The sequence below is a fragment of the Pseudomonas capeferrum genome, assembly GCF_000731675.1.
Classification (GTDB): Bacteria; Pseudomonadota; Gammaproteobacteria; order Pseudomonadales; family Pseudomonadaceae; genus Aquipseudomonas; species Aquipseudomonas capeferrum.
In genome coordinates this window covers 191,734-211,186 of record NZ_JMIT01000005.1, presented here as the reverse complement: position 1 = coordinate 211,186, position 19,453 = coordinate 191,734, and the positions used below count along the sequence as shown (strand labels likewise).

18 protein-coding genes, 1 tRNA gene and 1 pseudogene are annotated in these 19,453 nt (G+C 56.5%); 6 read left to right on the top strand and 14 right to left on the bottom strand.

The window, feature by feature from the left end; translation table 11 throughout:
* Window positions 1-15 precede the first annotated feature (15 nt).
* Entirely contained in the window at window positions 16-222 is a 207-nt protein-coding gene (locus PC358_RS25075; RefSeq protein WP_033703342.1) for a DUF3079 domain-containing protein, read from the bottom strand.
* Between the two features lie 207 nt (window positions 223-429).
* On the opposite strand from PC358_RS25075, the gene PC358_RS25070 reads away from it, so the two are divergent.
* On the top strand, window positions 430-882 hold the full coding sequence (locus PC358_RS25070) for a DUF2442 domain-containing protein (protein WP_033703203.1): 453 nt from the start codon (window positions 430-432) through the stop codon (window positions 880-882).
* 137 nt (window positions 883-1,019) lie between these two features.
* On the opposite strand, the gene PC358_RS25065 is transcribed toward PC358_RS25070, so the two are convergent.
* The 3 genes from PC358_RS25065 to PC358_RS25060 all read right to left on the bottom strand — a co-directional run bounded on the left by PC358_RS25065 (window position 1,020) and on the right by PC358_RS25060 (window position 5,213).
* Entirely contained in the window at window positions 1,020-1,334 is a 315-nt protein-coding gene (locus PC358_RS25065; RefSeq protein WP_033703201.1) for a hypothetical protein, read from the bottom strand.
* Window positions 1,335-1,746: 412 nt separating this feature from the next.
* The gene (locus PC358_RS27485; protein WP_077068772.1) at window positions 1,747-2,631 is read right to left on the bottom strand and encodes a DUF4231 domain-containing protein; all 885 of its coding nucleotides are present in this window, start codon (window positions 2,629-2,631) and stop codon (window positions 1,747-1,749) included.
* Window positions 2,628-5,213 (bottom strand): TIR domain-containing protein, encoded by a 2,586-nt coding sequence (locus PC358_RS25060; protein ID WP_033703199.1) that lies wholly within the window; start codon window positions 5,211-5,213, stop codon window positions 2,628-2,630. The genes PC358_RS27485 and PC358_RS25060 overlap by 4 nt, the downstream gene beginning before the upstream one ends.
* A gap of 591 nt (window positions 5,214-5,804) precedes the next feature.
* On the opposite strand from PC358_RS25060, the gene PC358_RS25050 reads away from it, so the two are divergent.
* Window positions 5,805-6,661 (top strand): IS5 family transposase gene (locus tag PC358_RS25050; RefSeq protein WP_156056807.1). Its coding sequence is split into 2 segments (ribosomal slippage): window positions 5,805-6,146 and window positions 6,149-6,661, totalling 855 coding nucleotides; the frame shifts between segments, so codons are not numbered across the junction.
* 916 nt (window positions 6,662-7,577) lie between these two features.
* Here PC358_RS25050 and PC358_RS25045 read toward each other — a convergent pair.
* The 3 genes from PC358_RS25045 to PC358_RS25035 form a co-directional block, all read right to left on the bottom strand.
* Window positions 7,578-8,897: a tyrosine-type recombinase/integrase gene (locus tag PC358_RS25045; RefSeq protein WP_033703196.1), complete on the bottom strand. Its 1,320-nt coding sequence runs from the start codon at window positions 8,895-8,897 to the stop codon at window positions 7,578-7,580.
* 163 nt (window positions 8,898-9,060) lie between these two features.
* Window positions 9,061-9,136, bottom strand: a tRNA-Thr gene (locus tag PC358_RS25040).
* A 98-nt stretch (window positions 9,137-9,234) separates the two neighbouring features.
* Complete coding sequence (locus PC358_RS25035) at window positions 9,235-9,483, bottom strand: hypothetical protein (protein ID WP_033703195.1); 249 nt, start codon at window positions 9,481-9,483, stop codon at window positions 9,235-9,237.
* A 648-nt stretch (window positions 9,484-10,131) separates the two neighbouring features.
* Between PC358_RS25035 and PC358_RS25030 the strand changes: the two genes are divergently transcribed.
* Entirely contained in the window at window positions 10,132-10,398 is a 267-nt protein-coding gene (locus PC358_RS25030; RefSeq protein ID WP_033703194.1) for a hypothetical protein, read from the top strand.
* Window positions 10,395-10,665 (top strand): annotated as a pseudogene (locus tag PC358_RS25025) (DUF3077 domain-containing protein). The gene PC358_RS25030 and the pseudogene PC358_RS25025 overlap by 4 nt, the downstream one beginning before the upstream one ends.
* 236 nt (window positions 10,666-10,901) lie before the next feature.
* Here PC358_RS25025 and PC358_RS25020 read toward each other — a convergent pair.
* The 5 genes from PC358_RS25020 to PC358_RS25000 all read right to left on the bottom strand — a co-directional run bounded on the left by PC358_RS25020 (window position 10,902) and on the right by PC358_RS25000 (window position 15,196).
* Window positions 10,902-12,113, bottom strand: coding sequence for a methyltransferase (locus tag PC358_RS25020; protein ID WP_033703193.1), 1,212 nt, complete (start codon window positions 12,111-12,113; stop codon window positions 10,902-10,904).
* Between the two features lie 97 nt (window positions 12,114-12,210).
* On the bottom strand, window positions 12,211-12,900 hold the full coding sequence (locus PC358_RS25015) for an ABC transporter permease (protein WP_033703192.1): 690 nt from the start codon (window positions 12,898-12,900) through the stop codon (window positions 12,211-12,213).
* Window positions 12,897-13,592: an ABC transporter permease gene (locus PC358_RS25010; protein WP_033703191.1), complete on the bottom strand. Its 696-nt coding sequence runs from the start codon at window positions 13,590-13,592 to the stop codon at window positions 12,897-12,899. Before PC358_RS25010 ends, PC358_RS25015 begins: the two co-directional genes overlap by 4 nt.
* A gap of 55 nt (window positions 13,593-13,647) precedes the next feature.
* Window positions 13,648-14,409 (bottom strand): ABC transporter substrate-binding protein, encoded by a 762-nt coding sequence (locus PC358_RS25005; RefSeq protein WP_033703190.1) that lies wholly within the window; start codon window positions 14,407-14,409, stop codon window positions 13,648-13,650.
* A 13-nt stretch (window positions 14,410-14,422) separates the two neighbouring features.
* Window positions 14,423-15,196, bottom strand: coding sequence for an ABC transporter ATP-binding protein (locus PC358_RS25000; RefSeq protein WP_027917578.1), 774 nt, complete (start codon window positions 15,194-15,196; stop codon window positions 14,423-14,425).
* Window positions 15,197-15,834: 638 nt separating this feature from the next.
* Here PC358_RS25000 and gabP point away from each other — a divergent pair.
* Entirely contained in the window at window positions 15,835-17,220 is a 1,386-nt protein-coding gene (gabP, locus tag PC358_RS24995) for a GABA permease (protein WP_033703189.1), read from the top strand.
* 75 nt (window positions 17,221-17,295) lie between these two features.
* Here the strand turns inward: gabP and PC358_RS24990 are convergent, their stop codons facing one another.
* Complete coding sequence (locus tag PC358_RS24990) at window positions 17,296-17,733, bottom strand: hypothetical protein (RefSeq protein WP_033703188.1); 438 nt, start codon at window positions 17,731-17,733, stop codon at window positions 17,296-17,298.
* 129 nt (window positions 17,734-17,862) lie between these two features.
* On the opposite strand from PC358_RS24990, the gene PC358_RS24985 reads away from it, so the two are divergent.
* Window positions 17,863-18,396 carry a hypothetical protein gene (locus PC358_RS24985; protein ID WP_050506183.1) on the top strand — a complete coding sequence of 178 codons (534 nt, stop codon included), beginning with the start codon at window positions 17,863-17,865 and terminating at the stop codon, window positions 18,394-18,396.
* Window positions 18,397-18,405: 9 nt separating this feature from the next.
* Here PC358_RS24985 and ppk2 read toward each other — a convergent pair whose 3' ends face one another.
* Window positions 18,406-19,386 carry a polyphosphate kinase 2 gene (gene ppk2, locus PC358_RS24980; RefSeq protein ID WP_033703187.1) on the bottom strand — a complete coding sequence of 327 codons (981 nt, stop codon included), beginning with the start codon at window positions 19,384-19,386 and terminating at the stop codon, window positions 18,406-18,408.
* Window positions 19,387-19,453: the final 67 nt, after the last annotated feature.

Here is a 19,453-nt window from a genome sequence, read left to right as displayed (position 1 = left end):
AGCGGCCCCCTGCGGTCAGTTGGATTGCGCCTGCTGAGCCTCGCGAACCGGCTTGTCCAACCGGTCCTCCATACGGTCCCAGTCCTCCCCGAACAACTCCACCGGATGCATAGTGCGATCGGCTCCATTGCCGCAGGCCAGCGCTTTGGCGGGGCAATACAGGTCGCACCCCCAGCAGATGCGTTCAGGGTGGCTGGGGTTGGTGGGGAATTTCTTGGCCATAGCGTCCATTCTCGCAAGTGGGGTGCTGAGCCCAAGCTATGCCTTCCAGCGCTTTCAGCCTTGATTGAAATCAAGGCGGGCTGCGTCTGCGGTAAGGTTTCAACTTATCGTTTCTGCGATCGGCATGTGATCGCGAAAGTCGGTCCGAGCAGTATCACTGACTGGAGGTGATAGGGGCGCTATCTGACACAAGAAGGAGTGGATGAAATGGCATCGATGAAACGTCCCCGCCTGCGGGCGGTTCAGCCTCGGTCGGGCGCTAGCCTTGAGCTGACTTTTACCAATGGGCAGCGGTTTACCCTGGATATGAGCGACGCGCTTAAAGCGTATCCGGGCTTGGCGCCACTGGCTAAGCGCAAAGCGTTCGAAGACGTAACGTTAGGGGATGGAGGCTGGTCCGTGGAATGGCCGGCGCTGGATATTCAGATCGGTGCCGACACCCTACTGCTGGACGCGCTTGCCCAAAACGCCCCGGATGAGAACACCCGGATATTCATTCGCTGGCGGCTGCGGCATCGGATGACGCTCGACCAGGCTGCCGAAGCGCTGGGCGTCAGTGCGCGCAGTATCAGCCGTTACAGTAGCGGTCGTGAAGCGGTACCACGCACACTGGCGTTGGCTTGTTTGGGCTGGGAGACGTTGGAGCAGAAGGCAGCCTGATAGGTCATGCTTGCTCCGCCCTGGGGTAATTGCGCGGCGGGGTAGCGAACACACAAACAAAGGCCCACCTTGCGGTGAGGGTCTGGATCGAAAATTAAACTCCAGAGCGGATTGCGAGATTCTTACGGATGTACGCTTTATTTACTGCGGCACTTGAAAAGCCAAAGCAGTGTTAGCACCGTCGGCCAAAATAATGTGTTGAGAACGTCATGAGCGCTGGCCTGCCAGCGCCAGTATCCGAAGCTGCCAATATCGTCTCGCCGATCTACCCACTCGCCAGCACACGCAATGAGTAAAACAACCAGCCAACCAAAGTATGGCCTGAATCGTTGGGTGCCAACGATCATCGTCAAATAGACCGCCATGCCAAAATAGATATGCAGCGCGTCTTTTGACAGTCCGGTTGCCGCCACAATCGCGAGCTTGATGCTTTGTACGGTTGAGATATCCATGTCAATTTTTCCTCTCTGCGCCAAGGCGTTTTGCCTCGTGCGTGATGCTATGCGGGAAGCTCTAACCCTAAAGCACCGTCTATCGTTCCACGCTGCTTGATCGATTCCAAGGGCTGCATGAGGTCATATCGACAGTGCCGCCCGGGACCTCGTAGGTTTTGAGGCGGCTCTCAGGTGCGACATAAGGTACTCACTTTCTTTAAAGTGACCTTGATCCCCAAACTGAAACGGTTGGAACCCACCAGTTTTTGAGAGTTTTCTATGGAGCCTGAATGGTGCGGCACCAGGAGTCGAAGCTGCCTCTAATTGTTTGATAGTTATGACTTTTTCTGCGCAATGAAAATAATGCTATCTCTTTAACTATCCCGTGAACAATTCGGGGGCATGGTCACTGCACGAAGTAAGCTGGAACTTAAATTTTTGTGGTATATCCACGTTTAGCCGCCCATTGAGTATGTTCACGTGAAAATAACGACTCTGCATCATTGACAAAAGCAGAAAGACTTTCTCGGTTAGAAATGTCATGAATGTCTGAGTTTAGAAGCTCGATTTCACTGTGAGTTAGTGAATAGGCTGCGGCAAGCTCGCTGTATTTTTTCGACTCGATCCAGCCAATGAGAGCTGTTGAAAGCGCAATAAGTAAGCCGGTAATTGGTAGTGTGGAGCTAGTATCAGTCTCTTGCCAAGCAGAGCAGGAAACTGCAAGTATATTACAGATAAGAAATGCTGAAAAAAAGACTTTAGACATCAAAGCGTTATGCTTTGCTTTTTCTGAATACCATTTAAGTTGGGGGTTGAGCCTATTTTTGATGTAGGTGGTGAATTTATCCGCCGCTATGTGTTCAGCATGACTGACGCTTGAGAGTAAAAGATCATTTTCGTCTAGATGGAATCTGCGCGAACCAATTAGGTTGTTACTTTCAAGGCATGCTGCCTCTAAACGCTCCCGTAGCAAAAGATGGTGCCCCGCACCAGAGTTATTAAAAGGGGCCGCGCTCATTGTGTAGCGCCATACTAGACTTTTAACTGTTTCTGATAGGGATCTTGCGGCATACCACTTTTCTTCGAGTGAGAGTTTTTTTGTGATTATCGCCAGTAAAATACTTATTGATAAAAGAATGGTCTTGGGATATAGGCCGGTCAGCCACTCTATTTTAAAACTATCAACGCCTGCTGCTGTGACTAAAATAATAAGGTTAGCTATTAACAGGGCGCGGCTTGCCCTTTGGTATAAAAATGAGCTTTTACTGGCTTGCTTGTGAATGGCAGGGTATTGGGGATTAAATTCTATACTCATTTTTTGTTGTCCAGCATCTTGGATCTTTTGTCGAGATCTTGCAGTTGCAGCTTTTCCATAGGGAGGCTCAGATAAGAAGAAATTTTTTGCTTATCTCGATACTCAACCGGGAACATGTATATGTGCTGGATCACAATCTCTTTCAATATTCGATCGCAGACTATATTGCCTTTGAATTCATTTGCCAATCGTTCGAGTGTCTCATGATCAACTTTTTTATGGAAGTCTAATTCTATCGCTTGGTTTATAAGTTTGATAGCCGGTGTTGGTGTTTCTGATTCGATGGCGCGGTAAATCTCTTCTGCTTCTACACATCCTGTAGAACTAGCAATTTTTCTTACCACTGCATAGATGGCACTATATGTAAAGAGAAGAAATGCGCCTCGTGCTTCCTTCTCAATTGCAAGATTAGTTTGGGATGGATTTTCTCGAATTTGCTGTGCAATTGTTTGTATTACCTCTTCTTTTGCGATGTCTGATATGTCTATGAAGAATTGCAGGAATCTCAGTCCGCAATTGTATGACTCTTTTAGTAGAGTCGACAGTTCCGATTTGTTGAGAGATGCATGACGGTTTCGTACAATCTGCCCAATGAGTTCCGAACCTTTGAAAACTTTATTGATGTTTGCAAACAGACTATTATCATCGCGATCCTCAGGTTGAGGGCCTGTTATATCGATCTCGTTTTCTTGTTCAGCCTCTAATGAATGTTGATGCTTTTCCCGTTCTTCCTGAATCTTTCTTTCCTCAATCACCAATTTTGGAATTTCTTTTAGAAACTCTTCTAGGAATGCGGTGTCCTGAGCTTGTAATGTTGCCGGCGTATGATCGCTGAATAGCTGCATTAGGCACATTTCTATCTCATCTAGGATCCAGCTTTCCTTTGTATGATGAGTGATAAAGATTATGATGTTCGCGTAGTCTTCCCGATGCAGGCCCTCTAGAAGCTTCTTAATCTCTGTTTTTATAAGTTCGCTTTTGCTGAAAGAGTCAGCTATTTTTTTTGCTGCGAAGAAGTAGTATATGTATGGATATTTAAATGAAACTAGATTTTCCTTAGAGGATAAAATGTTACATTTATGGAGGTCTTCAGTCACTTTGGTGCGGTCGACGCTTAAATACTCTTGCGCGTAGCCATCATAAAACTCCGCTAGGGCGTTTGTCGTGAAGGCTTTTCCTTCATTCTTGTACTGAGCCCATGCGAACTCAGTCATTACATTCATGTATTTATCTATTTCTTTTTGCTTAATGTCTATCCTTTCTAGTGCTTGATAAACTAAGCTTTGATAGCAGTGGCCATGTGATGTCATGTCCAGGCGTTGCGATGTATAAGCTTCAAGCATTTGAAGTATAGATAGAATAAAGATGGGCTTCGATGGGATGAGCTTCTTTCGTATAATTGAGTTTATTTTTGTAGTTATTTCGTCGCATTCTTTGTACATCTCTGCTTCATCCAGAGATTCCTCGACACCCAGTGAGACCCATCGCTCGATAAGTTTGGCGCGTTTGAAATTTCCGAAATCATTTATTTGGTAGGTGTCGAAAATTTCCAGCTCTTCGTAATCTGGCATTACGTATCTAAATGTATCTTTAGCAAAAAATACTAACGTAGAATATGTAGACTTTAAAGAGGAGACTAGCTGGTCGAAGTGTTTCTTGTTTAGGCCGTGTAGATGTATATCGTCGATAATTATGGTGATGTTTTGTGCCAAAGAATCTTTGAGTTGGCCTGTAAGTGTGTACTGTTCGCCTAAGCGCTTCTCAATGAGTGCGCTGATGTTGGCAGAGCGCACCTCGCAGCCATTTATATAAACGGCTAGACGGCCCGATTCATAAATTTGACGGCATAGAAATTTTGCAAGAGAGGTTTTCCCCGCTTGCTCTTCCCCGACAACAATAGATAAGTCTGAGTCTTTAATTAAGCAGTTTGCGTTTATGCTTCTTCTGATTTTGCTAGTAAAATTCTTATTAACAACAAGAAGGTCAGGCGCTACGTATATTTTGCTGAGCTTAACCTTATCTACAACACGGTGCGCTAATGTAACTTCTGTATCGTCTAGCCAATGCTTATGGGGTTCTGAGAAGTCGGGTTTTGTATCATTCTTAGTCACTAACTCATTCATCGGCCTAGCCTCTGAGTATTCGGCGATTGCTGAACGTAAACCTTCGACTACATTTTTCCACGCTTCATCTTTATCTTGCCATTTGTTTACAGGTTTTCTATCTGTAGGTAATCCTTGCAGCTCTTCTATAATTGAGCCTTTTACATCTGTGACACGGATGTATACCGGAATTACTCTGGCGAGCTTTAACTTATGTCTCTCCAGTGCTGTACCCATCTCTTTGTCGTAGCAGTATTCGGAATGAATGAAATCAGGGCTAACCAACAGTAAAACAATATCTGCGGCCTCAAGGTTTTTATCGATTTCATTTCGCCATGAACTGCCTCCAGTAATTTTCCTATCCGTCCATGTAGATATTTCACCTTGTCGTTGCATATTGGTTAGATATTTTACAAGGTTATCGTGAAATTCTTGATCTTCATGGCTGTAGCTGATAAAGACTTTTACTGAAGGAGCCATTTTTTTTCCTGTTCACAAAGCGGTTTTTATACTGTCAATGGCTCGAAAGGCTTTGAGTTTCCTAATAGAGCCTCTATGGCTTTAGTCTAATGTTTGTAAGCTTGTTTTAGAGAACTTGCCTGCAGCAGTGATTTTATAGGCAAGTATGATATGGTGCGGAACGAGGCCGTCTGATTACGTTCAGTGCGGACTAAATGATTCAGCAAGTCGTATTCGAGAAATTCAAGCTTTCGGCAGGCTTGATAGAGCGCTTCTATGATCGCTGAAACTATTGTCATCACGCCTACGCTATCCACTGCGAATAGATATGCCATTTTCTGCCCCATCCGGTGGGCTTAAAGGGAATGCTGTCAGTATGACATTATCAGCGTGATAAAAAAAAGCACCGTGATTGATGACGGTTGGGCACTCAACCCCTCCTTGTCCCGTTTATGTCACGGAGGGGTTGATTGCAAAACCCGATCTAATGGAGCATGACTGCCGTGTTGAAGTAGCCTAGGCTCTGTACGAAATCCCGAGAAACCCAATCGACGCTCTTCGGAAGCTGGAATTCTGTAGGGTTCTTGGCCATCTACGGAAAGGAATTCTGTGATGGCAAAGCGTTACGAACTCTCGGATGAGGCCTGGACTGTGGTCGCCGATCTCTTCACTGAAACCCATGGTCGGGGGCGGCCCCGCCTGAGCGACCGCCTGATGCTCGATGGCGTGCTCTGGGTACTCTGCTCGGGCGCTGCGTGGCGAGATATGCCGGAACGCTTCGGCCCATGGTCAACGGTGTATCAACGGTTCCGGGGTTGGCGAAACCACGGCACATTCGATCAGATGCTCAAACGCTTGCACTTGAGATTGAATGAGCAAGGCTTGATCGATTTGCAAACTTGGATGATCGACTCAACTGCTGTACGCGCCACCCGAGCCTCTTCTGGCGCCGGGAAAAAAGGGGGCCTGACGAGCCTGCCGATCACGCTCTAGGTCGCAGTCGCGGTGGACTGACCACCAAGATCCACATGCTCTGCGACGCGAACGGGACACCGCTGCGTTTTCTCCTCTCTGGCGGTCAAGCCAGTGACATTAGCTACGCCCAGCCACTGCTGGACGACGTAAGCATTCCAGCAGGCCAACGAGGTCGTCCGCGCAAGCGCTGCAAGTGGCTGCTTGCCGACAAAGGCTACGACGCCGAAGCGCTTCGCCGCTACTGCGACCAATATCGAATGCAGCCCGTCATCCCGCTGCGCTCAATGAAACGCAAACCCAAGCCCGGCTTACCCAGACTGTTTGATCGGCCCAAATACCGACAGCGCAACATCATCGAGCGCATGTTTGGCTGGCTGAAAGAGAATCGCCGCATCGTGACACGCTTCGACAAGCTCGCGAAAAGTTATGCCGCTATGGTCTCGCTGGCTTGTTCCATGCGGTGTTTGCGACATCTCTTTTCGTACAGAGCCTAGATCACATAGGAAGAAATATGCCCCCACGTCATCCCGCCAAGAATGTTGAGTGTTATCAGGGATCGAGGTCCCTGCGACCTGTGGGGATGTCCTCTAACGCGGGACTGGCGGCTCCTTACGTCCGGGAGCAAGGGTATCTCATGATATGGCCTCCTGAGCACCGTAACCGGTGGGCGGGTAGAGGCTGCATTGGCTGACGAGACCAGTGCCGCGAGATCCTGAGTCGGGTGAACGCAGCAATGCGATGACCGGGGCATGCCTGACTGTCAGTCAGGTGCAGTCCATCCTTTGGTCTGCGGCACCATCATCTGCATGGCTGTTGCTGGTGACATCGGCGTTTGTCATGCCAATTGTCACGAGGGGAATTGCCGCTGAGCCATGTGCGATCAGGGCTGCAGCAGTGTCAGGAGCGCCCGTCTCTTTCCAGTGAAAGAGACGGGCGCTGGTTGGCGCACGTGAAATGGCCAAGCGGATAGGTTGCTGCTGAGCAGATGGGTAGGGTGGTTGCCGCAGGGGCAACGATATTGAGTTGGCATCCATCACATGGGTAGTGACCGTACGAGCTGCCGGACGCGAATCGTACTTGCGGGTGAACCACCGCGGGAGCGGCGTGACCTTTAAGGTTCGGGTCACCTGGGGTGCTGTCATCGACAGCTCTTGCGACTCCCGGTCTACGCTTGTGGACAATATTCGTCAAGCAGCGCGATATCAGTGATTTAGCACCTGTGGATAAAACTATCCCCCGGTGGGCATCAGTGGTTTTCCACAGACGTGAGCTGTGCCAGCAGTTTTTTTTTAGGTATGGTCCTTTCAAACGGGGCGGCTTTGCAGCCCCGTTTGAAAGGACCCGCGTGGAGGAGCTTCATGGGATGCTGTGGGTAACTTCACAGTGAGTTTGAGGTGGTGGTGCGGCGGGTTACTCGGTCCTCTTGGCGCTGCGCAGGCGCGTGACGTTCTCGCCCGTCTGCTTGGCAAACTCATGCGGCGTCACATGGTCCTCGCGGTTTGCATCCAGAAACCGGCTCCACCAGGTCATGATCATCCGGCGCTCTTCGAGGAACTCGGCCTTATGGGTATAAGCGGCGCGTACGTTGTTGCGTTCCTTGTGGCTCATCTGTCGCTCGATAGCCGTCTCCGACCACAGCCCGGACTCGACCAGCGCACTGCACGCCATGGCTCGGAACCCGTGGCCGCAGATATCCACCTTGGTGTCGTAGCCCATCGTCCTGAGCGCGGCATTCACCGTGTTCTCGGACATCGGTTTCCATGGCTTGGCATCCCCCGCGAACACCAGCTCGAACTTGCCGGTGATCGCGTGGATCTGCTCAAGCAAGGCCACCGCCTGCGGCGATAAGGGTACAACGTGAATGTCCCCGGCCATCTTCGTACCTCTTGTGGAGAAGGGCACTCCGTCCAGCGCCGGGCGGGTGTCGGGGATCTCCCAGATGCCGCGCTTGAGGTCGAACTCATTCCAACGGGCGAAGCGCAGTTCACTGGAGCGTACGAATACATGCAACGACAGCATCACCGTGAGGCGCGTGAGCGGGCGACCTCTGTAATCCTCAATGCATGCCAGTAGCTCTGGCAGCCGCGATAAGGGTAGTGCGGGTCGGTGAGTTACCCGTGGTGTCTTGATCGAGCCATCAAGGTCGTGAGCCGGGTTCGCCGTGATCAGTCGCAGCCGTTTGGCTTCACGCATGATGCTTTGCAGGTAATTCTTGATCCTGAGCGCCACGTCGATGGTGCCGCGCTTCGTCACGGCTTCCAGTGGCTGCATGAGGTCGTGGGTGTCCAACTCAACGATTGCTCTGGCACCGATCAAAGGGAATACGTGAGTCTTCAATCGGCTAAGTACAGTCTTGGCGTGGCCGGGCGCCCACTTGGGCACCATGCTGGCGTGCCAGTCGAGCGCAACGCTTTCGAAGGTGCGGCCGTTGATCACGGCTTGGGTCTTGGTTTGTTGCTTGTACTGGATGGGATCTATGCCGTTGGCGAGCTGCTGCTTGATCTCGAAGCGCTTGCGGCGTGCGTCGCCCAGCCCGACCACCGGGTAGCTGCCGAGGGCGGTCAGGCCTTCGCGGCCATCGGGTTTCACGTACCTGAGCCGCCAGCCTTTGCGGCCGTTGGGTTGCACAAGCAGGTAAAGACCGTCGCCGTCGAAGAGCTTGTACTCGCGCTCTCTGGGCTTTGCCGTGCGACAGGCGGTGTCTGTAAGCGGGGCAGTGGTGCGGGCCATAAGGGTAGTCTCCGATATCGAAACGGACCTCTATCCTTAAAACTACCCTTATTAGCGCTGGCTACTCACGGAATCCGACGGAACGCCAAAACGAAAAAACCCGCCAGAAGGCGGGTTTTTCGGGGGTTCCAGAGATTTTGAAAGCTTTCTATGGAACCTTGAATGGTGCCGGCACCAGGAATCGAACCCGGGACCTACTGATTACAAGTCAGTTGCTCTACCATCTGAGCTATACCGGCAATGGGGCGTCATTATAACGATCGTTTGGCGCCTGTAAACCACTTCCTTGCGATTGTTTGCAAATGACCTAAGTCACCGGCTTAAAAGGAGATTTTTCTTACCAGCCGCGGTGTATCGTGTTGACGCTTGGTTCGGTTTTGCCGGGGTTGAAGAACAGCTTGTCGTTGTCGCAGCCGCGCTTGCGGCAAGGGCTCTCGACGCGCAGGGGCAGGCCTCTGTCGCCGCCCAGTTGCATGCCAGGGGTGTCCCAGCCCAGGTGGCTGGAAGGGTGGCTTGGGGTGTCGCTGGCGCAGGCGGTCAGGGCCATGGCGAAGGTCAACAGGGCTAGGGGTTTGGCTTGGGTCACGATGAGGAAGTCCGTTAGTCCATTGTCGGTTCTGGCGCAACGCCAGAAGGTCGCGGGGCTGGCGGGCAGCGCGCGACGTCTCTTTTTAATGATTTGGGGGTGAATGATACACCGTGGGGAGGTGTGCAGTGCGAGCTTTGCGGGCGCTGATCGACCGTCTTCAACCGTCGCGCGTGCGTGTGTGTGTAGGAGCGGCCTTGCGTCGCGAAAGGGCTGCGAAGCAGCCCCAGCAATGTGTGAACAAACGTCGATACCTGCGTTGGTTCGAAAACCTGGGGCTGCTTCGCAGCCCTTTCGCGACGCAAGGCCGCTCCTACAATCAAGGCAGCTATCAGCTGTAGGGCATTTCTGAACCTGAAACCAAATGCTTCGGGGTTTGCATGCTTCAGACCTATCCTACGCGCGCTGCTGAAGTATCGCTGTTGTCGGGGAAATGCCTCACGGATACCGTTTCTGGGTCGCTTCGGCGACCGGGTGTGAGAACCCGACCACGAATGAGCGTCACCCAAATGGTGGCTGTACGCGGGCAGACTTCGGTCTGGCCGGGGCTTTCCTTATTCACTCGGTTTCTCACCCCGCGTATGGCTGCCACCTAAATCCGTGAGAAAGATTTAGTGGCAGTTCCTTCCGTGAATAAGGAGTTACGCCATGATCAAGATCGTCCCCGACCCACCACGCCCACTCATCCACACCCCCTACTTCTCTATCCACAGCGACATCTCCCCACACGACGCACTCACCCAGGCCCGCGAGCTCATCCGCGCTGTGGCCCAAACCCTCGACGAACACTGCTGCGCCCACGCCGGCGAACCCGGCATTAGCCGGCTGGCCCACACAGCTCAGGCCGCCGAGTCGGCAGCGATATTGCTGCAGCACGCCAGTGAACGCATGAGCGCGGAGGGGGAAATCGCATGAACGATAGCCCCAAGCCCATCACCACAGCCGGCCTGGAAACCTTCCTGGACGTCGGCGACCCACCCGTTGGCCTTTTGCGGGTGCAGCCCGGTATTGCGATCGATGATGCCTATGAACAGGTCTCTGTGCTGCTGCTACATCAAGCATCTGCTCAGGGAGGGTGATATGGAAGACGACCACAAGCTGTTGGGTGCGGCCGATTACCTGACGGCGATGGCCAAGGCATTGATGAACGATATCGAGTTGGCCAAGAACAAATTCCGCTGACCCACAGGGCCGCTTTGCGGCCCCAGGCGGGGGCACAAGAAAAGTTTATGCACAAGTAGCATTGCCAACTTGCGCGAAAGGCATGCCGAGCTGCTACACCGCTGGTCTTTGCGCAAACGCCTGTTTTTGCTGGCCGTGAGCTGTACGAAGGAATAAGCCAAACGCTTGAAATAGCGCTTGGATCCAACCATTCATCAAAAGCTTGTGCACAGAGTTATCCACAGGTTGTGCTGCGGCTAACGGTCGCGTTCTGCCAGGATGAGGATGTTGCGCGGGGTGAGTGGGTAGTCACAGAACAACCCGAGGCGTACGGCATAACCCTGTTCTTCCAGAAACAGCGCACGGTCGAGTACCAGCCACAGTTCCAGCGGGCGGCGGAACAGGTTGCGCACACGTTCCAGGTTGCGCACTTCGGCCAGGCGCTGCCAGCCGGCGGCTTCCAGGGCAGCCCAGTCGGGGGTGCCGCTCAGGGGCGCGTGCTTGAGCTCGGCCAGGCCCCGGCAGTACGCCTCGAAAGGCTTGTCCAGCCAGGCCACCGGCAGCGAGGGGGTGGGCAAGTAATCATCACACTGGCGCTGCTGGCGTTGCAGCAGATCGAAGCCCAGGCGGCGGGCCATCGAGGTGTCGCGTTGGCGACGCACGCGGGCGCCCGCGGTGACGGTTTCACTCAACGGCAAGCCCAGGTCGTCCAGCGACAAGTGCAGGCTGGAGGCTTGCGCGGCGGTGGATAACGCCTGGTACTGCTGGGCCTGGATGCGGTTATAGCAGCAAGGGGCCACGGCCATTTGCCGGCAGCCTTGCTCGCTGGCCAGGTGCAGAAGGCGTACGTGCAGGTCGCCGCAGGCGTGCAGGGCGACCACGGTCTTGTCGCTATCCAGGTGGCCGGCACTGTCTGCGGCCATGACATCCTGATGGATATGGTGTGCAGGCAGGTGGTGGTGGTCGCTCAGCGCCTGGCCCGCGGTGACGAGCTCGGGGTCGTATTCCAGGCAGGTCAGGTACTGGCCGGGTTGCAGCAGGCGACGGCCGAGGTGGCCTTTACCAGAGCACCAGTCCAGCCAGTGCCGGGTTGGCGCGTTGAAGGCCAGCCGGCGGGTGAAGGCTTCGATCTGCTGCCACTTGCGGCCGGGCACGCCAACGTCGAGGCGGTGGGCGGCGGCTGGCAGGCCAGCGTCCGGGAGTGTGTCGAGGGTGCAGAGTTGCTGGGCTTGTTGGGCCAGTTGGGGGAAGGGGGCGGGCATGCCTTGCGTCACCCGCTCGGCTTCGGCGTCGCTCAGGCTGCATTGGCGCAGGTGGGCGGAGAGTTCGGGGTGTTCGGCTTCCCAGTCCAGGCGCAGCGCGGTGAAGGGCCTGGGTTTCCACAGGTGCTGGTGCTCGATCAGGAATTGGTCGAGAGCCTTGAAGCGGTCGCTTAGGTGCTGGCGGTGGGGGATGGGGGGTGGGGTCATGATTGTGGTCGGCAGGGGGTGGGGCTGCTTTGCAGCCCTTCGCGGGCAAGCCCGCTCCTACAGGAAGACGTTGGCCTGTGGGAACGGGGGGTGAGGTCTAGCGCCCTTGGCAGGCGTCTACCCGCAACCAGCGCTCCAGCAGTTTGAAGCCCTGTACCAGGACAAACGAGATAACCAGGTAAAACACCCCGGCGGCAAAGAAGATCTCCACCGGCAGGTAGGTCCGGGCGATGATGGTACGCGCCATGCCGGTCAGCTCCAGCAGGGTGACGGTACTGGCCAGCGCGCTGGCCTTGAGCATCAGGATCACCTCGTTGCTGTAGGCCGGCAGGCCGATCCGCGTGGCGCGCGGCAGCATGATGTAGATCAGGGTCTTGGCGCGCGACATGCCCAGTGCCCGTGCCGCTTCGATCTCACCCTTGGGGATCGACTGTAGCGCACCGCGCAGAATCTCGGCGATATAGGCGGCCGTGTGCAGGGTCATGGTCAGCACGGTGCACCAGAACGGATCGCGCAGGTAAGGCCACAATGCACTGCTGCGCACCGCCTCGAACTGGGCCAGGCCGTAGTAGACCAGGAACAGCTGCACCAGCAACGGCGTACCGCGGAAGAAGAAGATGTAGCTGAACGGCACGGCGCGCACGTACCAGTGCCGCGATGAGCGGGCAATGCCCAGCGGGATGGCCAGGATCAACCCGGCAACCACGGCAATGGCCACCAGCTCCAGGGTCAGGGTCGCACCCTGGGCCAGGCGTGGCAGCCATTTGATGATGACTTCCCAATTCATTGTTCGGCCCTCGCAAAGCCGCGAGCGGCGCGTTTTTCCATGAAGTACATGCCGGTCATGGCGACGACGGTCAAGCCCAGGTAGATGCAGGCCGCAACCATGTAGAAGGTGAACGGCTCCTTGGTCATGGTCACGCCGATTTGCGCGTGGCGCATGATTTCTTCAAGGCCGATGACCGATACCAGCGCGGTGTCCTTCATCAGGATCATGAACAGGTTGCCCAGGCCGGGCAGGGCGATGCGCCACATCTGCGGCAGGATGATGCGCGAGAGGATGCGCGCCTTGGACAAGCCCAGTGCCAGGCCCGCCTCACGGTGGCCCTTGGGGATCGCCAGGATGGCGCCGCGGAACACCTCGGTGGCGTAGGCGCCGAAGCACAGGCCGAGGGCGATGACGCCGGCAGCGAAGGCGCTGAGCTCAAGGCCCGGCATGTTGAGCGCTTCGCCGATGCTGTTCATCAGGCCGACGGTGCCGAAATAGATAAGCAGGACCCAGAGCAGTTCGGGCACGCCGCGAACCAGGGTCGAGTAGAAGCCGCCAAGCCATTGCAGCGGCTTGACCGGGGAAGTCTTGGCCAGGGCACCGAGCAGGCCCAGGACCAGCCCCAGCAGCAAGGCGCAGAGCGCCAGTTTTACGGTCATCAAGGTGCCAGCCGCCAGGGCCGGACCGAATCCGTGCAGGTCGATATTCATGGGTAGGGTCGTTCTAGGGACCGGCACGCCGCAAGGGCGTGCCGGTCGGGGCGAATCAATAGATGCTGAACGGGAAGTACTTGTCGTTGATCTTTTTGTAGGTGCCGTCGGCGACAATTTCCTTCAGTGCGGCATTGAGCTTGTTACGCAGCTCATCGTCACCTTTGCGTACGGCAATGCCGACCTTGTCGCTGTCGTTCACCGGTTCGCCTTTGAACTCGAAGTTTTTGCCAGCGGCAGACTTCAGCCAGTCGTAGTTGGCGTACTTGTCGGCGAGGATGGCGTCGAGGCGGCCGGAGGTCAGGTCCAGGTAGGCGTTTTCCTGGCCATCGTACAGGTTGACCTTGAACTCGTTGTCCATGCCGCCGTTGTCGTCCAGCCAGGTCGCGGCCTGGGTGGCGCGCTGGGTACCGATGGTCTTGCCCTTGAGCGAGGCGCGGTCGGTCTTGAAGTCGACGTTTTTCGGTGCGATGAACTGCTGCTTGTTCGAGTAGTACGGGTCGGTGAAGTCGACGGCCTGCTTGCGCTCGTCGGTGATCGACAGTGAGGAGATCAGGAAGTCGAACTTCTTGGCGTTCAACGCCGGGATGATGCCGTCCCAGTCAGAGGTGACCACTTCGCATTCGACTTTCATCTTGGCGCACAGTGCGTCGCCGATGTCTTTGTCAAAGCCGACCACCTGGCCGCTGGCATCCTTGTTGTTGAACGGCGGGTAGGCCGCCTCGATGCCCATTTTGAGTTTTTCGGCTGCCATGGCATTTGCCGAGAACACCAGGGTGGCGGCAGCGGCCAGGAGGAATTTCTTATAGGTCTGCATTCGTGTTGCTCCGTTAGCGGTGGCTGGACATGAATTGCTTGCAACGCGCCGAGGTCGGGTTCTCGAAGACCTGCTGCGGCGATCCTTGCTCTTCAACCAGGCCCTGGTGCAGGAAAACCACTTCACTGGACACCTGGCGGGCAAAGTTCATCTCGTGCGTCACCAGCAGCATGGTACGGCCTTCTTCGGCCAATGCGCGGATAACGTTTAGCACTTCCTGGACCATTTCCGGATCGAGCGCCGAGGTCGGCTCGTCGAACAGGATGACCTTGGGCCTCATGGCCAAGGTACGGGCAATGGCGGCGCGCTGTTGCTGGCCACCGGAAAGCTGGGCGGGGTAGCTGTGGCGCTTGTCGTAGATGCCAACCTTGTTCAGCAAGGCTTCTGCGGCTTCGATGGCCTCGGCCTTGCTTTGGCCGAGCACGCGGCGCGGGGCCTCGATGATGTTGTCGAGGATCGACATGTGCGGCCACAGGTTGAAGTTCTGGAAGACGAAGCCGATCTCGCTGCGCAGGCGGTTGATCTGGCGGTTGTCGGCGGCGATCAGGTCACCGTTTTTGGCGGCCTTGAGCTTGAGCGATTCGCCGGCGACCAGGATTTCGCCCTGGTGCGGGTTTTCGAGCAGGTTGATGCAGCGCAGCAAAGTGGACTTGCCGGAACCGGACGACCCCAGGATGGAGATCACGTCACCATCGCGCGCGGTCAGCGAAATGCCCTTGAGAATTTCCTGCTCGCCGTAGCGTTTGTGCAGATTGCGGATTTCCAGCGCGGGCGTGGCCTGGGCCATGTGCGGTCCTCATGTGTTCGGGTGCGTTCCCAGCTGTTGGCGGCCTTCCTGGCGTGCGCCAAGCTAGCATAGCGGCATTAGGCGGCCAACAGGGTCGCTAGGGGCTCGGGTCGCTGTCGGGGCAGATTGTCGCATCGCTGCAGTGCAACGTCGCGAGGATGACCGCGAAGGTCTAGCCCAACACCAGAGCCTTGATGAAAAAAGGCGCGATGGTGCCAGCTTTGGCCCGCTCTTGGAAGCGGTTTTGGACCATTCGCGGGTAAACCCGCCGGCACAGGGTTGGTAATCGGTTTACCTGCAAAAGGGTGAACGTGGGTAATGGGTTGTACCTTGAGGTTGTACTTTTTTGCATTGCAACGGTGCAAAGGTGTTACCTGGGAGCACCTTTGGTGCGTTTGTAAGTGGGTATTTCCGTAATCCCGACTTGGAAGGTGGTTTTGGCGACCTTTCGGTCAAAGCATGGCCGAAAGCCCTGCAAGCCGCGCCCTTAATGGTTGCCAGAGATTTCTGACGAATGCATTCAGCAACTGGCTCGCTTATTGCCACTGGGAAACCGCCGATTGCAGCGACGCCTAAACAACCCCAGGCGCGCTTCGTTCCCGTAGTCGGCGTGGTCCACTCCTTACAAAGGTAGTTTTATGAGCGGTAACAATTCCAACGACCTCGCTCAGGGGCTCAAATCGCGGCATGTCACCATGCTGTCCATCGCTGGCGTAATTGGCGCCGGTCTGTTCGTGGGTTCCGGCCACGCCATTGCGGCCGCAGGGCCCGCCGTACTGATGGCCTACGCGGCTGCCGGTACGCTGGTGGTGCTGGTCATGCGCATGCTGGGCGAAATGGCCATTGCCTCGCCTGACACGGGCTCCTTCTCGACGTATGCCGACCGCGCCATCGGGCGTTGGGCCGGCTTCACCATCGGCTGGCTGTACTGGTGGTTCTGGGTGCTGGTGATCCCGCTGGAAGCCAACGCGGCCGCAGCCATTCTGCATGCCTGGTTCCCTGCTGTTGATCTGTGGGCCTTCTCCTTGATCATCACGCTGGTGCTGACCCTGACCAACTTGTGCAGCGTGAAGAACTACGGCGAGTTCGAATTCTGGTTCGCCCTGCTCAAGGTGCTGGCGATCATCGGCTTCATCGTGGTGGGCTGCGTGGCCATGTTCGGCCTGGCGCCGGGCAGCCAGGTGAGCGGTGTCAGCCACCTGTTCGACACCCAGGGCTTCATGCCCAACGGCTTGGGCGCGGTGCTGGCCGCCATGCTGACCACCATGTTCTCGTTCATGGGCACCGAAATCGTCACCATCGCCGCTGCCGAGTCCAAGGACCCGGGCAAGCAGATCAGCCGCGCCACCAACTCGGTGATCTGGCGTATCTGTCTGTTCTACCTGGTGTCGATCTTCCTGGTCGTGGCGCTGGTGCCGTGGAACGACCCGGCCCTGGCGGAACTGGGTTCCTACCAGACCGTGCTGAGCCGCATCGGCGTGCCGAATGCCAAGCTGATCGTCGACATCGTCGTGCTGATCGCCGTGACCAGTTGCCTCAACTCGGCGCTGTACACCTCTTCGCGCATGCTGTTCTCGCTGAGCAAACGTGGCGATGCGCCGGCTGTTGCACAGCGCACCACCAAGGCGGGCACCCCGCACTGGGCGGTACTGTTGTCCACTGCCGCGGCCTTCCTCTGCGTGTTCGCCAACTTCGTTGCGCCGGCCCAGGTGTTCGAGTTCCTGCTGGCCAGCTCCGGCGCCATCGCGCTGCTGGTGTACCTGGTGATCGCTGTTTCGCAACTGCGCATGCGCAGCCAGCGTGAAGCGCGTGGCGAGAAGATTGACTTCAAGATGTGGCTGTTCCCGGGCCTGACCTGGGCGACCATTGCCTTCATCATTGCGGTGCTGGTGGTGATGGGGCTGCGTGAAGATCACCGTGCCGAGATCATCGCGACTGCCTTGCTGAGCATTGGTGTGGTGGCCGCAGGGCTGCTGGTGCATCGCAAGCGCGAAGCGGCTGGGCGGGTGGCGCTGGATAACTGATCTGCGCTGCTATGAATGAAAAGGCCGCGCCCTGTGTTGGGTGCGGCCTTTTTGTTTGTCTGGCCTTTTCGCAGGTCAGCCGTACAGCTTCTGCTGTTGCTTGGCCACCACTTCGGAAGCGGTGATATAGGCTTCCTGGAACGCGTCGCTTTCCAGCCAGGCCATGGTGGTGTCTTCGTCGGCGCCATCGAGCCAGGTGCGGTAGGCGGTGAACACCAGCACGATGTAGTCGGTGGCGTGCTCTTCTTTGTGGCCTTTGAGTACCAGGGTCAGCAGCGGGTCGACCAGGAACACCGAGATCATCGCGACCAGGCTGGTTTCCTGTGCCGCCTTCATCTTGTCGAACAGCTCTTTGTAGCTGTCCGACTCCATGGCCTTGTTGAACACCTGCTCGATGCTGGCGCTGTCACCGGCGCTGGCTTTGACCGTCTGGCCGCTGCGCACCATGCGGTTCTGCTTGGCCTTGCTGGCGGCGCGTTTGGCGCGTTTCTGTTGCTTGGTAGGGGTGGCCATGGGTAGGTCCTTGGGGGTGCCTGAAAAAGTGCGCGTATTGAATCGTACTTGCCTGCGAAACCCAAGCGGCAAGCGAGGGTCCTAGGCAGGTTGCCGGATGTCCGGTACCCACTCATGAGGAATTCACGGATGAAAACAGCGATCTCGCTTGGCCTGCTGGCTGTGGCGCTGTCCGGCTGCGGCAACATTGCCGCCGTCAAGTCGTTCAACACCCCGTATGGCTCGCCGACGTCGGGCGATACCGCACGCCTGCGGGTGATTGCCGATGGCATGGTGCGCGCTGTGCCGGGCAAGGATTGCGTCGACTGGTACAGCCCCGGGGCAGGGGTGATTGCAGTGCCCAAGGAGGGCTTCGCCGACCGCAATGGCGAAACCCTGGGCATGCCTGCCAGCGCCCCTGTGGCGGCGGGCGATGCGGTCAGCGAAGTGCTGGTGCCGGCCGGCAAACCGTTCACCTTGCACTTTCTCGACGGCGGGCGCAGTAGCTACAACAGCGTCACCAACTGCCTGGGCATGTTCTATTTCGTGCCGCAAAAAGGCGCCGATTACGAAGTGGTGGTGCGCGGCTACAACGCTTGTGGCGTCGAGCTGCGCCAGCTGGGCGTAGAGCAGCCGGTGAAGACCACCAAGGCTGAATACTGCAGCGCCATGGCCAACTTCTGATTGCCCCTTTCAGTGGGCGGTGGCTGGCGTCTCGTCCTCTTCGAAGTCGCGTGATGCGCGCCCTACCAGCATGGGGTCCGGGGCATGTGCCACAGCCGAGTCCTTGCCCGGGTAATCCAGCGAATGCAGGAAGTGGCGGATGCAGTTGATGCGTGCGCGCTTCTTGTCATCGGACTTGATCACCGTCCATGGCGCATCGGCCGTATCGGTATGGAAGAACATCGCCTCCTTGGCTGCGGTGTAGTCGTCCCACTTATCCAGCGACTTGATGTCGATGGGCGACAGCTTCCAGTGCTTGAGCGGGTCGTCGCGGCGTGAGATGAAGCGCCGTAGCTGTTCCTCGCGGTTCACCGAGAACCAGTACTTGAACAGCAGGATGCCGCTGTTGCACAGCATGCGCTCAAGGTCGGGTGCCTGGCGCATGAACTCCAGGTACTGCAGCGGGGTGCAGAAGTCCATCACCTTCTCGACCCCGGCGCGGTTGTACCAGGAGCGGTCGAAGAAGACCATTTCACCCGCCGTCGGCAGGTGCTGGATGTAGCGCTGGAAGTACCACTGGCCTTTCTCTTGTTCGGAAGGCTTCTCCAGCGCGACGATCCGCGCGCCGCGCGGGTTGAGGTGCTCCATGAAACGCTTGATGGTGCCGCCTTTGCCCGCCGCGTCGCGGCCTTCGAACAGAATCACCACGCGCTGGCCGGTTTCTTTTACCCAGCTCTGCACCTTCAGCAGTTCGATCTGCAGGGCATGCTTGGTCTTCTCGTATTCCTGGCGGTGCAGGCGGGTGCGATACGGGTAGCTGGCAGGCAAGCGTGCGCGGGTGCTGTCTTCGTTGCTGCCTTTGGGTGCCGTGGCCACTTCAAGTGCGGCGGGTTGCTGGCTGATCCGGGTAATCGCGGGTTCGGGCTTGCGCTGACGTGGCCGGCGCGGGCGCGGCGCAGTGGGGGTGGGTTCGCTGGGGGTGGGGAGCAGGAGGGTGGATTCTTCGCTCATGGAAGTCCTTGCGGGTAGTCGAATGTCCACCTGGCATTTTAAGGGTGAGCGATGGGTGGCTTTTTGA